This is a genomic window from Pseudomonas sp. H3_E04 (genome assembly GCF_054668915.1).
Genome location: NZ_CP162797.1, coordinates 2,477,330 through 2,491,774, shown reverse-complemented (window position 1 = coordinate 2,491,774; position 14,445 = coordinate 2,477,330). Strand labels below are relative to the sequence as shown.

General features: G+C 62.9%; 2 protein-coding genes. Both read left to right on the top strand.

The features are described from left to right. The first annotated feature begins 357 nt into the window (after positions 1 to 357). Positions 358 to 13,356 carry a non-ribosomal peptide synthetase gene (locus AB4N53_RS11095; RefSeq protein ID WP_460120484.1) on the top strand — a complete coding sequence of 4,333 codons (12,999 nt, stop codon included), beginning with the start codon at positions 358 to 360 and terminating at the stop codon, positions 13,354 to 13,356. Between the two features lie 191 nt (positions 13,357 to 13,547). Next, the gene (locus AB4N53_RS11090; protein WP_460120482.1) at positions 13,548 to 14,363 is read left to right on the top strand and encodes an alpha/beta fold hydrolase; all 816 of its coding nucleotides are present in this window, start codon (positions 13,548 to 13,550) and stop codon (positions 14,361 to 14,363) included. Positions 14,364 to 14,445 lie beyond the last annotated feature (82 nt).

The following is a 14,445-nucleotide window of genomic DNA, read 5'->3' as shown; positions in this document are numbered from 1 at the left end:
TGCCAATAGGTTAGTGGGAGGGCCTCGGGGGACGGCGCCGTCCTACACATCGAGCGACAAATTAGGTTGAATGATAATGATTGTCAAATGAGAAAGAGAGGTATTGCTGTAAGGCGATGTGTTTTGCGAACTGCGACACGCCGCCGCATCCCAGCCCCGCTGGATGTCGCGCCTGCCGACTAATTTTTTCCAGACGTCATCCGTTCTCATTGGTGAATGGTTCCGGGTGCAGATCTCCGGCCCCAGCGCATTCCGATGCCTCGCGCGGTCGGCACAGACCCCGCCCCGCACGCCTCTCGACAGGTGTGCCGCAGCTACCCGATTCCACTTGCAAGCCGAATTCAGGCAGGAAACCTCATGACCGACGCGTTCGAACTCCCCAGCACCCTGGTCCATGCCCTCAAGCGTCGCGCGGCCCTGACGCCGGACCGAACAGCCCTGCGTTTTCTCGCCGAAAATGCCGATCAGGCTGTGGTGCTCAGCTATCGCGAACTCGATCAGCGCGCGCGCACCATCGCCGCTGCGCTGCAGGCCGAGGCCGGTTTCGGTGAGCGTGCGGTGCTGCTGTTTCCCAGCGGCGCAGATTACGTCGCGGCGTTTTTCGGCTGCCTGTATGCCGGTGTGATTGCGGTGCCGGCCTATCCGCCGGAATCCGCGCGTCGTCATCATCAGGAGCGTTTGCTGTCGATCATCGCCGACGCCGAGCCCAAGCTTTTGCTGACCAGCGCCGACCTGCGCGACGCCTTGCAGCAAATCGACGGCGCGCCGCCGCTGTTGTGTGTCGACACTCTCGACAGCACGCTGGCCGAACGCTGGGTTGAACCAAGCCTGCCGGCCGAGCACATCGCCTTCCTGCAATACACCTCCGGCTCCACTGCACTGCCAAAGGGCGTGCAGGTCAGCCATGGCAATCTGGTCGCCAACGAACTGCTGATCCGTCACGGTTTCGGCATCGACGTCAATCCGGACGACGTCATCGTCAGCTGGTTGCCGCTGTACCACGACATGGGTTTGATCGGTGGTCTGCTGCAACCGATTTTCAGCGGCGTGCCGTGCATTCTGATGTCGCCGGCGTACTTCCTCGGCCGGCCGTTGCGCTGGCTGGAAGCGATTGCCGAATACGGCGGCACCATCAGCGGCGGGCCGGATTTCGCCTACCGCTTATGCAGTGAACGGGTCAGCGAATCGGCTCTGGAACGTCTCGATCTGAGCCGTTGGCGCGTGGCCTATTCCGGCTCCGAGCCGATTCGTCTCGATACCCTTGAGCGTTTCGCGGAAAAATTCGCCGCCTGCGGTTTCAGCGAAAACAGTTTCATGGCTTCGTACGGTTTGGCCGAGGCGACTCTGTTCGTCGCTGGCACACCGCGCGGCACCGGCATCCCGGCGCTGCGCGTGGACGATCAGGCGCTGGCGCAAAACCGCGCCGAGCCGGGCGACGGCAGCGCGATCATGAGCTGCGGCATCAGCCAGCCGGAACACGCGGTGCTGATCGTCGAACCCAATACCCTCGAACAACTCGCCGACAATGCCGTCGGTGAAGTGTGGGCTGCGGGCCCGAGCATCGCCCACGGTTACTGGCGCAACCCCGAAGCCAGCGCCAAGACCTTCGTTCAGCACGCTGGCCGCACCTGGTTGCGCACCGGCGATCTGGGTTTTATCCGTGACGGCGAACTGTTCGTCACCGGGCGCCTGAAAGACATGCTCATCGTCCGTGGCCACAACCTCTATCCGCAGGACATCGAGCAGACCGTTGAACGTGAGGTGGAAGTGGTGCGCAAGGGCCGCGTGGCGGCGTTCGCGGTCAATCACAACGGCGAAGAGGGCATCGGCATCGCTGCGGAAATCAGCCGCAGCGTGCAGAAAATCCTGGCGCCGGAAGCGCTGATCAAAGCCATTCGCCAAGCCGTGGCCGAGGCGTATCAGGAGGCGCCAGGCGTGGTCGTGCTGCTCAATCCGGGCGCGTTGCCGAAAACCTCCAGCGGCAAACTGCAGCGCTCGGCGTGCCGTAATCGTCTGGCCGAGGGCAGTCTCGACAGTTACGCGCTGTTCCCGTCGACGACCGCCGAAATCCCAACCGCGACCAGCAGCACTTCGGATCTCGAAACGGTGATCGGGCAAATCTGGGCCGAGCAACTCAACGTCAAGCAGGTCAACGCCGACGATCACTTTTTCCTCCTCGGCGGCAACTCGATCGCCGCTACGCAAGTGGTCGCGCGGGTTCGCGAAGCACTCGGCGTCGAGCTGAGCCTGCGCCTGCTGTTCGAAGCGCCCACCCTGTGCGCCTTCGCCGCCGCCGTAGCGCAGCAACAACACAACGGTGGCAGCGCCCACGATGCAATCAGCACATTGTCGCGCAGCGAACCGATGCCGCAGTCGCTGGCGCAAAACCGTCTGTGGATCACTTGGCAACTCGATCCACAGAGCAGCGCCTACAACATTCCAGGCGGCCTGCGCCTGCGTGGCGAACTCGACGAAGACGCCGTGCGCAGCAGCTTCCAGCAACTGATCGAACGCCACGAAGCCCTGCGTACACGTTTCTTCGAGCGCGACGGTGTGGCATTGCAGCAAGTGCTCGCTGCTGCCGAATTCAATTTGCAACTGATCGACATCAGCGACCTGCCCGCGCCCGAGCGTGAAGCCCGCGCCGAGCAGATTCGCGAAGACGAGGCGCGCACTCGGTTCGATCTGGAAAAAGGCCCGTTGCTGTCGGTGACACTGGTGCGCCTGGACGACGAAGAGCATCAATTGCTGGTGACGATGCACCACATCATCGCTGACGGCTGGTCGCTGAATATTCTCCTCGATGAATTCTCGCGCCTCTATGCCGCCGCTACCCAAGGTGCGACGGCGACGCTGGCAGCGCTGCCGGTGCAATACGCCGACTACGGCAACTGGCAGCGGCAATGGCTGGCGCAAGGCGAGGGCGAGCGGCAACTGGCTTACTGGAAAGCGCAACTGGGCGAAGAACATCCGACGCTGGAACTGGCCACCGATCACCCGCGCTCGGCCCGACACAACCACAGCGCCGCGCGCTACAGCGTGCGTTTGAGCGTCCAACTCAGCGAAGCGATTCGGCAGACCGCGCAGGCCCACCAGGCCACGCCGTTCATGTTCCTGCTCGCTGCGTTGCAAAGTTTGCTGCACCGCTACAGCGGCCAGCGCGACATTCGCATCGGCGTGCCGAACGCCAACCGTCCGCGCCTGGAAACCCAAAGCCTGATCGGCTTCTTCATCAATACCCAGGTTTTCCGTGCGCAGGTCGATTCGCGCCTGACTTTTGCCGAGCTGCTGAACCAGACCCGCCAGGCCGCACTCGGCGCCCAGGCTCATCAGGATCTGCCCTTCGAACAACTGCTCGAAGCTTTCCCGCAGGCCCGCGAGCAGGGTTTGTTCCAGGTCATGTTCAACCATCAGCAGCGCGATCTCAGTGCACTCAAGCGCCTGCCGGGTCTGCTCGCCGAAGAACTGCCGTGGCATAGCCGCGAAGCCAAGTTCGATCTGCAGTTGCACAGCGAAGAGGATCGCAACGGGCGCCTGAGCTTGGCGTTCGACTACGCCAACGAACTGTTCGACGCCGCGACCATCGAGCGCCTGGCCGAGCACTTGCACAATCTGCTGAGCGAAGTCTGCGAACGGCCTCAGCAGGCCATTGGCGACCTGCGCTTGCTGACCGTCAACGAGCAGAATCAGCAAAAGGACTGGGGCGTGGCCCCGTGCACCCCGGCGCAACAATGGCTGCCGGAACTGCTCGAGCAACAATTGCGCAACACCCCGCAACGCACCGCGCTGCTGTGGGACGGCGGTAGTCTGGATTTTGCCGAGCTGCATGCGCAAGCCAACCGGCTCGCCCATTACCTGCGCGACAAAGGCGTTGGCCCGGACGTGTGCGTGGCCATCGCCGCCGAGCGTTCGCCGCAACTGCTGATCGGTCTGCTGGCGATCATCAAGGCCGGCGGCGCCTATGTACCGCTTGATCCGGATTATCCGGCCGAACGCCTCGCGTACATGCTCCGCGACAGCGGCGTCGAACTGCTCCTGACCCAGACGCAATTGCTCGAGCGTTTGCCCGCCAGCGATGGAGTCAGCGTGATTGCCATGGATGCGCTGCACCTGGATAAATGGCCGAGCCAGGCACCAGGCCTGCACCTGCACGGCGACAACCTCGCCTACGTGATTTACACCTCGGGTTCCACCGGGCAACCGAAAGGCGTCGGCAACACCCACGCCGCGCTGGCCGAGCGCCTGCAATGGATGCAGGACACTTACCGCCTCGACGAAACCGACGTGCTGATGCAAAAAGCGCCGATCAGTTTCGACGTCTCGGTGTGGGAATGCTTCTGGCCGCTGATCACTGGCGCGCGTCTGCTGCTTGCCGCCCCCGGCGAGCACCGTGACCCGCATCGCATCGCGCAACTGATCCAGAAGCACGGCGTGACCACGCTGCACTTCGTGCCGCCACTGCTGGCGCTGTTCATCGATGAGCCGCTGAGTGCCGAATGCACCAGTTTGCGCCGGGTGTTTTCCGGCGGTGAAGCCTTGCCCGCCGAGCTGCGCAACCGCGTACTGGCGCAACTGCCGGCGGTGCAATTGCACAACCGTTATGGCCCGACTGAAACCGCGATCAACGTCACCCATTGGCACTGCACAACTGCCGATGGCGAGCGCTCGCCGATTGGCCGGCCGCTGGGCAATGTGATCTGCCGCATCCTCGATGCCGATCTCAATCCAGTACCGGCGGGCGTGGCGGGTGAGTTGTGCATCAGCGGCATCGGGCTGGCTCGCGGGTACCTTGGCCGCCCAGCATTGACCGCTGAGCGCTTCGTCGTCGATCCACTGGGCGAGCAGGGCGCCCGTTTGTACCGCACCGGCGACCGCGCGCGCTGGTCCTCGGATGGCGTGATCGAATACCTCGGCCGTCTCGATCAGCAGGTCAAACTGCGCGGCTTCCGCGTCGAGCCGGAGGAAATCCAGGCGCGATTGCTTGCGCAGGAGGGCGTCGCCCAAGCGGTGGTGCTGGTGCGCGAAACCGCTGCCGGTGCGCAACTGATCGGCTACTTCACGGCGACCGATCCGCAGGAAAATGCCGACGAACAAATCGCTCGGCTGAAGAACGCTTTGGTCGCTGAGCTGCCGGAATACATGGTCCCGGCGCAATTGCTGCGCCTTGATGCGATGCCGCTGAGCCCCAGCGGCAAACTTGATCGCCGCGCCTTGCCCGAGCCCCAGTGGCAAGTGCGCGAACACATCGAACCGGTCACGGAGCTGGAGCAACAGATCGCTGGCATCTGGCGCGAAGTGCTCGGCCTGAGCCAGGTCGGCCTGCGCGATGATTTCTTCGCCCTCGGCGGTCACTCGCTGCTGGCGACGCAGATCATTTCACGCACACGCCAGGCCTGTGACGTCGAGCTGCCGCTGCGCACCTTGTTCGAGCACAGCGAACTGGGCGATTACGCCGAACAGATCCGCCTGATCCAGGCCAGCGGTCGGACCAACCAACAGCTGCCGATCAGCAAAGTCGACCGCAGCCAAGCGGTGCCGTTGTCCTATTCGCAGCAGCGCATGTGGTTCCTCTGGCAGATGGAACCGGACAGCCCGGCGTACAACGTCGGCGGCATGGCGCGCTTGCGCGGCGTGCTGCATGTCGAGCATTTCGAGGCGGCGTTGCAGGCGCTGATCCTGCGCCATGAAACCCTGCGTACTACGTTCCCCAGCGTTGACGGCGTTGCCCGCCAACAGGTGCATGCCGAGACCGGCGTGCGCATGGGCTGGAAGGATTTCTCCAGCCTGCCGGCAGAAGTCCGGGAGCTACAAGTCCAGCAACTGGCCGATGCAGAAGCGCACCAGCCGTTTGATCTGGAAACTGGTCCGTTGCTGCGTGCCTGCCTGGTCAAGACTGCCGAACATGAGCATTACTTCGTCCTGACCCTGCACCACATCGTCACCGAAGGCTGGGCGATGGACATCTTTGCCCGTGAGCTCAGCGCGCTGTACGAAGCGTTCGTCGATGAGCGCGAATCACCGCTGGAGCCGCTGCCGGTGCAATACCTCGACTACAGCGTATGGCAGCGTAACTGGCTGGAATCCGGCGAGCGTCAGCGTCAGCTCGATTACTGGACCGCGCAACTCGGCCGTGAGCATCCGCTTCTGGAATTGCCCGGCGACCGTCCGCGTCCGCCGGTACAGAGCCATCAGGGCGAGCTGTTCCGTTTCGATCTGAGCGACGATCTCGCCGCGCGGGTGCGGGCATTCAATGCGCACAACGGCCTGACCCTGTTCATGACCATGACCGCCGCGCTCGCCACGCTGCTCTACCGCTACAGCGGTCAGACCGACCTGCGCATCGGCGCGCCGGTGGCCAACCGCATCCGCCCGGAAAGCGAAGGGCTGATCGGCGCGTTCCTCAACACTCAGGTGCTGCGTTGCCAGCTCGACGGGCAGATGTCGGTCGGGGAATTGTTCGAGCAGGTGCGCCACACCGTGATCGAAGGCCAATCCCATCAGGATCTGCCGTTCGATCATTTGGTCGAAGCCTTGCAGCCGCCACGCAGCGCGGCCTACAACCCGCTGTTCCAGGTGATGTGCAACGTGCAGCGCTGGGAATTCCAGCAGAGCCGCACCCTCGCTGGAATGACCGTCGAGTACCTGGCCAACGATGCGCGGGCGACCAAGTTCGATCTCAATCTGGAAGTCACCGACCTCGATCATCGTCTCGGTTGCTGCCTGACCTACAGCACCGATCTGTTCGACGAACCGACCATCGCGCGTATGGCCAGGCATTGGCGCAACCTGCTTGAAGCGTTGATCGCTGATCCGCAGCAACGCCTCAGCGAACTGCCTTTGCTGGACGACACCGAGCAACAACACCTGCTCGACAGCCTCGGTATCGAGCCCGGCGAGCATCGTCTCGACCAGTGCATTCATCATCTGTTTGCCGAACAGGCACTGGCGCGCCAAGACGCGCCGGCGCTGACCTTCGCCGGGCAGACCCTGAGCTACGCTGAACTCGATGCCCGGGCCAATCGTCTGGCCTGGGCGCTGCGTGAGCGCGGCGTCGGCCCGCAAGTGCGGGTCGGTCTGGCGCTGGAGCGTTCGCTGGAAATGGTCATCGGCCTGCTGGCGATTCTCAAGGCTGGCGGCGCTTATGTGCCGCTGGATCCGGAGTATCCGCTCGACCGTTTGCACTACATGATCGAAGACAGCCGCATCGGCTTGCTGCTCAGCGATCGGGCGATGTTCCAGGCCCTGGGTGACTTGCCGTCAGACGTGGCGCGCTGGTGTCTGGAAGATGACAGCGCGGCATTGGCCGACTACCCGGCCAGCGAGCTGCCGTTTATCAGCCTGCCGCAGCATCAGGCCTACCTGATTTACACCTCGGGCTCGACCGGCAAACCGAAAGGCGTGGTCGTCTCCCACGGTGAAATTGCCATGCACTGCCAGGCCGTGATCGAACGCTTCGGCATGCGCCCGGACGACTGTGAACTGCATTTCTATTCGATCAACTTCGACGCCGCCACCGAGCGTCTGCTGGTGCCGCTGCTCAGCGGTGCGCAGGTGGTGTTGCGGGCGCAGGGCCAGTGGGACGCGGAGGAAATTTGCGGCTTGATTCGTACGCATCGGATCAACGTCCTCGGCTTCACACCGAGCTACGGCAGCCAGTTGGCGCAGTTCCTTGCCACGCAGAATGAAGTCCTCCCGGTGCGGATGATCATCACCGGCGGCGAAGCGCTGACTGGCGAGCATCTACAGCGCATCCGCGCGGCGTTCCAGCCAGCGCAGTTCTTCAACGCCTACGGCCCGACTGAAACCGTGGTCATGCCGCTGGCCAGTCTGGCGCCGCAGGTACTGGAAGAGGGCGCTGGCAGTGTGCCGATCGGCAGTGTGATCGGTGCGCGGGTCGCGTACATTCTTGATGCCGATCTGGCCTTGGTGCCGCAGGGCGCGACCGGTGAATTGTTCGTCGGTGGCGCCGGTCTGGCTCAGGCCTATCACGACCGTCCGGGCATCAGCGCCGAGCGTTTTGTCGCTGACCCGTTTGCCGCTGATGGCGGGCGCATGTACCGCACCGGCGACCTGGTGCGCCAGCGTGCCGATGGTCTGGTCGAGTATCTGGGCCGGATCGACCATCAAGTAAAAATCCGTGGTTTCCGCATCGAACTGGGCGAAATCGAAACGCGCCTGCTCGATCACCCTTCGATCCGCGAAGCAGTGGTGCTGGCGCTGGATGCGCCGAGTGGCAAGCAGTTGGTGGGTTACCTCGTTACGGAGGTCGCCGGACACAGCGAAGCGCAACAGGCTGAACTGCGCGAAGCGCTCAAGTCGCACCTCAAGGCGCAACTGCCGGACTACATGGTGCCGACCCACCTGATGCTGCTGGCAAGCATGCCGCTGACCGCCAACGGCAAACTCGACCGTCGCGCCTTGCCGGCGCCGGACCCGCAGCTCAATCGTCAGGACTATGTCGCGCCGAGCAACGCGCTGGAACAGACCCTGGCGCAGATCTGGTGCGATGTGCTCAACGTCAGGCAGGTCGGCCTCAACGATAACTTCTTCGAACTCGGTGGCGACTCGATTCTGTCGATTCAGGTGGTCAGCCGCGCGCGTCAGCAGGGCATCCACTTCAGCCCGCGCGACCTGTTCCAGCATCAGACCGTGCAGACGCTCGCCGCCGTTGCCAGTCGCACTCAGCAAGTGACTGCCGAGCAGGGCCTGGTGGTCGGTGAATCGCGCCTGACGCCGATTCAGCACTGGTTCTTCGATACGGACATTCCCCAGCGCCAGCACTGGAATCAGGCGCTGTTGCTCGAGCCGACCGTGACCCTTGAATGGCAACGTTTGCAGCACGCATTGCGGGCAGTGATCGAACAGCACGACGCCCTGCGTTTGCGTTTCAGCGAAGTCGATCAAGCGTGGCAAGCAACGCACCAGCCACTGACGAATGAGGAGGTGCTCTGGCAGTTCAGCCTCGATTCGCTGGACCTGTGCGAAGCCCTGTTCGCCGATGCGCAACGCAGTCTGCACCTGCACGACGGCCCATTACTGCGCGCAGTGCTGGTCGATGTTGCGGGTGGTCAGCAACGCCTGTTCATCGCCATCCACCACTTGGTGGTCGACGGTGTTTCCTGGCGCGTGTTGCTGGATGATCTGCAAACCGCCTATCGCCAACTCGAGGCTGCGCAGCCGCTGAAACTGCCGGCGAAAACCAGCGCCTTCAAGGACTGGGCCGCGCGTTTGCAGGCTTATGCCGGCAGCGAATCGCTGCGTGAGGAATTGAGCTGGTGGCAGGCGCAACTGGCCGGGCCGAGCGCTGATCTGCCTTGCGAAAACCCGCAGGGCGGCAGGCAGAATCGCCATGCGCAAACCGTCAGCGTGCGCCTCGACGCCGAGCGCACCCGACAGTTGTTGCAACAGGCACCGAGGGCTTATCGCACCCAGGTCAACGACCTGCTGCTGACCGCGCTAGCCCGTGTACTGTGCCGCTGGAGCGGCCAGCCCTCGGCTCTGATTCAGCTGGAAGGCCACGGTCGCGAAACCCTGTTCGACGAGATTGATCTGACCCGCACCGTCGGTTGGTTCACCAGCGCGTACCCGCTGCGCCTGACCCCGCACAACATCGAAGAGGCTGCCGGGCAGGGTGCTTCGATCAAGGCGATCAAGGAACAACTGCGCGCCGTGCCGCACAAAGGTCTCGGTTATGGCGTGCTGCGTTATCTGGCCGATGACGGCTGCCGGCAGAGCATGGCGGCGCTGCCACAGGCGCCGATCACATTCAATTACCTCGGCCAGTTCGACCAGAGCTTCGGCAGCGATGCGCTGTTGCGTCCTCTCGACGAGCCAGTCGGAGCCGCTCATGATCCGCAGGCGCCATTGCCGAACGAGTTGAGCGTCGACAGTCAGGTCTACGGTGGCGAGTTGCTGCTGCGCTGGACCTTCAGCGCCGAGCGTTACGCGGCGCAGACGATCAATGATCTGGCCGATGCCTATCTCGGCGAACTGCAGAGCCTGATCCATCACTGCCTGCTAGACGACGCTGGTGGTCTGACACCGTCGGATTTCCCGCTGGCGAAACTGACTCAGGCGCAACTCGATGCGTTGCCGGTGCCGGCTGCGCACATCGAAGATGTCTACCCGCTGACGCCGATGCAGGAGGGCATGTTGCTGCACACCTTGCTCGAGCCGGGCACCGGTCTGTACTACATGCAGGATCGTTATCGTATCAACAGCGAGCTCGATCCCGAGCGTTTCGCCCAGGCCTGGCAAGCGGTTGTCGCTCGTCACGAAGCGTTGCGCGCGTCCTTCTGCTGGAACGTTGGCGAAGACATGCTGCAAGTGATTCACACGCCGGGGCGCACGCCGATCGAGTATCTGGACTGGAGCGCTGTTGCCGAAACCGAGCAGGAACCGCAGCTGCAAGCGCTGCTGAAAAGCGAGCGTGAGGCCGGTTTCGATCTGCTCAATCAGGCGCCGTTCCACCTGCGCCTGATCAAGGTCGGCGCGGCGCGCTACTGGTTCATGATGAGCAACCACCACATCCTCATCGATGCGTGGTGCCGTTCGCTGCTGATGAACGATTTCTTCGAAATCTACACCGCCCTCGGTGAAAGTCGTGAAGCGCAGTTGAGTGTGCCGCCGCGCTATCGCGACTACATCGGCTGGCTGCAACGCCAGAGCCTGGCCGAGGCGCGACAGTGGTGGCGGCAAAATCTGCAAGGTTTCGAACGCACCACGCCGATCCCAAGCGACCGGCCGTTCCTGCGCGAACACGCAGGCGAAAGCGGCGGCATGATCGTCGGCGACCGCTACACCCGTCTTAATGCCGAGGACGGAGCACGGCTAAGGGAACTGGCGCAGGCTCATCAACTGACCGTCAACACTTTTGCCCAGGCGGCGTGGGCGTTGGTTTTGCGGCGCCTGAGCGGCGATCGCGACGTGCTCTTCGGCGTGACTGTGGCCGGGCGTCCGGTGGAGATGCCGGAAATGCAGCGCACTGTCGGTCTGTTCATCAACAGCATTGCGCTGCGGGTGAAGATGCCCGAGGACGATCAGCGCAGCAGTGTGCGTCAGTGGCTCAGCGCGTTGCTCGACAGCAACATGCAACTGCGCGAGTACGAATACCTGCCGCTGGTGAACATCCAGGAACAGAGCGAATTACCCAAAGGCCAGCCGCTGTTCGACAGCCTCTTCGTCTTCGAAAACGCTCCGGTGGAAGTCTCGGTGCTCGACCGTGCGCAGAGTTTGAATGCGACCTCGGACTCCGGCCGTACCCACACTAACTTCCCGCTGACAGCGGTGTGCTACCCGGGCGATGACCTTGGCTTGCACCTGTCCTACGACCAGCGTTACTTCGACGAGGCGACGGTCGAGCGCATGCTCGCTGAGTTCAAGCGCCTGCTGCTGGCGCTGGTCGACGGCTTCCATGGCGACATGGCCGACTTGCCGCTGCTGGGCGACGAAGAGCGCGATTTTCTCCTGCACGGTTGCAACCAGAGCGGCCACGACTATCCGCTGGAGCAAAGCTACGTGGCGCTGTTCGAAGCGCAGGTCGCGGCGCATCCGCAGCGTATTGCCGCCAGTTGCCTTGATGAGCAATTGAGCTATGCCGAACTGAACCTCGACGCCAACCGCCTCGGCCATGCACTGGTCGCTGCCGGTGTACGGATGGACCAACCTGTGGCGCTGCTGGCCGAGCGTAATCTCGACCTGCTCGGCATGATCATCGGCAGCTTCAAGGCTGGTGCTGGTTATCTGCCGCTGGATCCGGGCCTGCCCAGCCAGCGCCTGAGCCGCATCATCGAGCTCAGCCGCACGCCGTTGCTGGTGTGCAGCGCAGCCTGCCGTGAACAGGCGCAGAGCTTGCTCGAAGAGTTTGGCTGTTCGAATCGTCCACGCCTGCTGGTGTGGGAAGAGGTCCAGGCGTCGGCCGCAGCGACGCACAATCCTGGCATCCACAGCAGCCCGGACAATCTCGCCTATGTGATCTACACCTCGGGTTCGACCGGGCTGCCTAAAGGCGTGATGGTCGAGCAGCGCGGCATGCTCAACAACCAGTTGAGCAAACGTCCGTACCTCGACTTGAGCGAGGCCGATGTGATTGCCCAGACCGCTTCGCAAAGCTTCGACATTTCTGTCTGGCAATTCCTCGCCGCGCCGTTGTTCGGCGCGCGGGTCGATATCGTGCCGAATGCGCTTGCCCACGATCCGCAAGGTTTGCTGGCGCATGTGCAGGCGCAGGGCATCACTGTGCTCGAGAGTGTGCCATCGCTGATTCAGGGCATGCTCGCCTCCGAGCGTCTGAGCCTCGACGGTCTGCGCTGGATGCTGCCGACCGGGGAAGCGATGCCGCCGGAACTGGCCCATCAATGGCTGCTGCGTTATCCGGACATCGGTCTGGTCAATGCCTACGGCCCGGCGGAATGCTCCGACGACGTGGCGTTCTTCCGTGTCGACATGGCGTCGACGCGCGGCAGCTATTTGCCGATCGGCACGCCAACCGACAACAACGTGCTCTATCTGCTCGATGGCGCGCTGGATCTGGTGCCGCTGGGCGCGGTGGGCGAGTTGTGTGTGGCTGGCACCGGTGTCGGGCGCGGCTACGTCAGCGATCCGCTGCGCACCGCGCCGGTGTTCGTGCCGAACCCGTTCGGTGCGCCGGGCGAGCGCCTGTACCGCACCGGTGATCTGGCGCGGCGCCGCACCGATGGCATGCTGGAATACGTCGGCCGCGTCGATCATCAAGTGAAGATTCGCGGTTACCGCATCGAGCTGGGTGAAATCGAAGCGCGTCTGCACGAACAACCGCAAGTGCGTGACGCGGCGGTTGGCGTGCAGGAAGGCGTCAACGGCAAGCACTTGGTGGGTTATCTGGTCGCGGCCGATGCAGCGTTCAATCCGGGCGAATGCCTGGAACGGCTCAAGCAGCGCCTGCGCGCCGAATTGCCGGAGTACATGGTGCCGCTGCACTGGCTGTGGCTGGAGCAGATGCCACTCAATGCCAACGGCAAACTCGACCGCAAAGCCTTGCCGGCCCTGGAGATCGGTCAGTTGCAGAGCGAGGATTATATGGCGCCGCGCAATCAGCTGGAGCAGACCCTGGCTGATATCTGGGCTGAGGTGCTGCAAGTGGAAAGGGTCGGCGTGCGCGACAACTTCTTCGAACTGGGCGGGCATTCGCTGTTGGCCACGCAAATTGCATCGCGGGTACAGAAAGCCCTGCAACGCAATGTGCCGCTGCGCGCGATGTTCGAGTGCAGCACGGTGGAAGAACTGGCCGAATACATCGATGGACTGGCGGCCAGTGATATGACTGAAGAGAAGGTTGATCGGTTGAATGATCTGATGGCGGAGCTGGAGGGGTTTTAGTTCTTCAGCGCCTGGGTCGGTCTCTTCGCGAGCAGGCTCGCTCCCACAGGGGATCTGTGGTGTTCACAAACCCCTGTGGGAGCGAGCCTGCTCGCGAATGGCGTCTGTACATTGCCGTACATTTCCATCCTTGACGATAAACAACCGGCAGCTCAGTCTGCCGGTTCTGTTTTTTCTCGCGGAGGTGGTCGATGCCCTTTTTCACGGTTGACGGACAAGCGCTGCACTACATTGATCAAGGCACCGGCCCGGCCGTGTTGCTGGCTGGCAGTTATCTCTGGGATCAAGCGATGTGGGCGCCGCAGATCGCCGCGCTGACCTCGCATTATCGCGTCATCGCCCTGGATCTGTGGGGCCATGGCGATTCCGGCAAGTTACCTGAAGGCACCACATCGCTGGACGACATCGCCCGACAGGCGCAGGCCTTGCTCGATCATCTGGACATCGACCGCGTCACTCTGGTCGGGCTGTCGGTTGGCGGCATGTGGGGCGTGCGCCTGGCGCTGTCAGCACCACAACGTCTCAACGGTCTGGTGCTGATGGACACCTACGTTGGCGTCGAGCCGGAACCGACCCGGCAGTATTACTTCTCGCTGTTCAAGCAGATCGAAGACAGCGGCACCATCTCCGAGCAACTGCTCGACATCGTCGTACCGATCTTTTTCCGCCCGGGCATCGACCCGCAGTCGGCGCTGTATCAGGACTTCCGCGCAAAACTGCAGGGCTATTCGCCCGAGCGTCTGCGCGAAAGCATTGTACCGATGGGACGCATCACGTTTGGCCGCGACGATCTGTTGCCACGCCTCGGCGAGTTGAACCCAGCGACGACACTGGTGCTGTGCGGCGATCAGGACAAACCAAGGCCTCCATCGGAAGCACGGGAAATGGCTGAATTGATTGGTTGCCCGTGCGTGCTGGTACCGGAGGCGGGGCATATCTCCAATCTGGAGAATCCCGGGTTTGTGACTGAGGCGCTGCTGGCGTTTCTGGCCGAGCGCAACTACTAGGCCGAGTGAGCTTCATTCGCGAGCAGGCTCGCTCCCACAGTTAATCGCATTCTGGCTGAGGGAATGCAGTCAACTGTGGGAG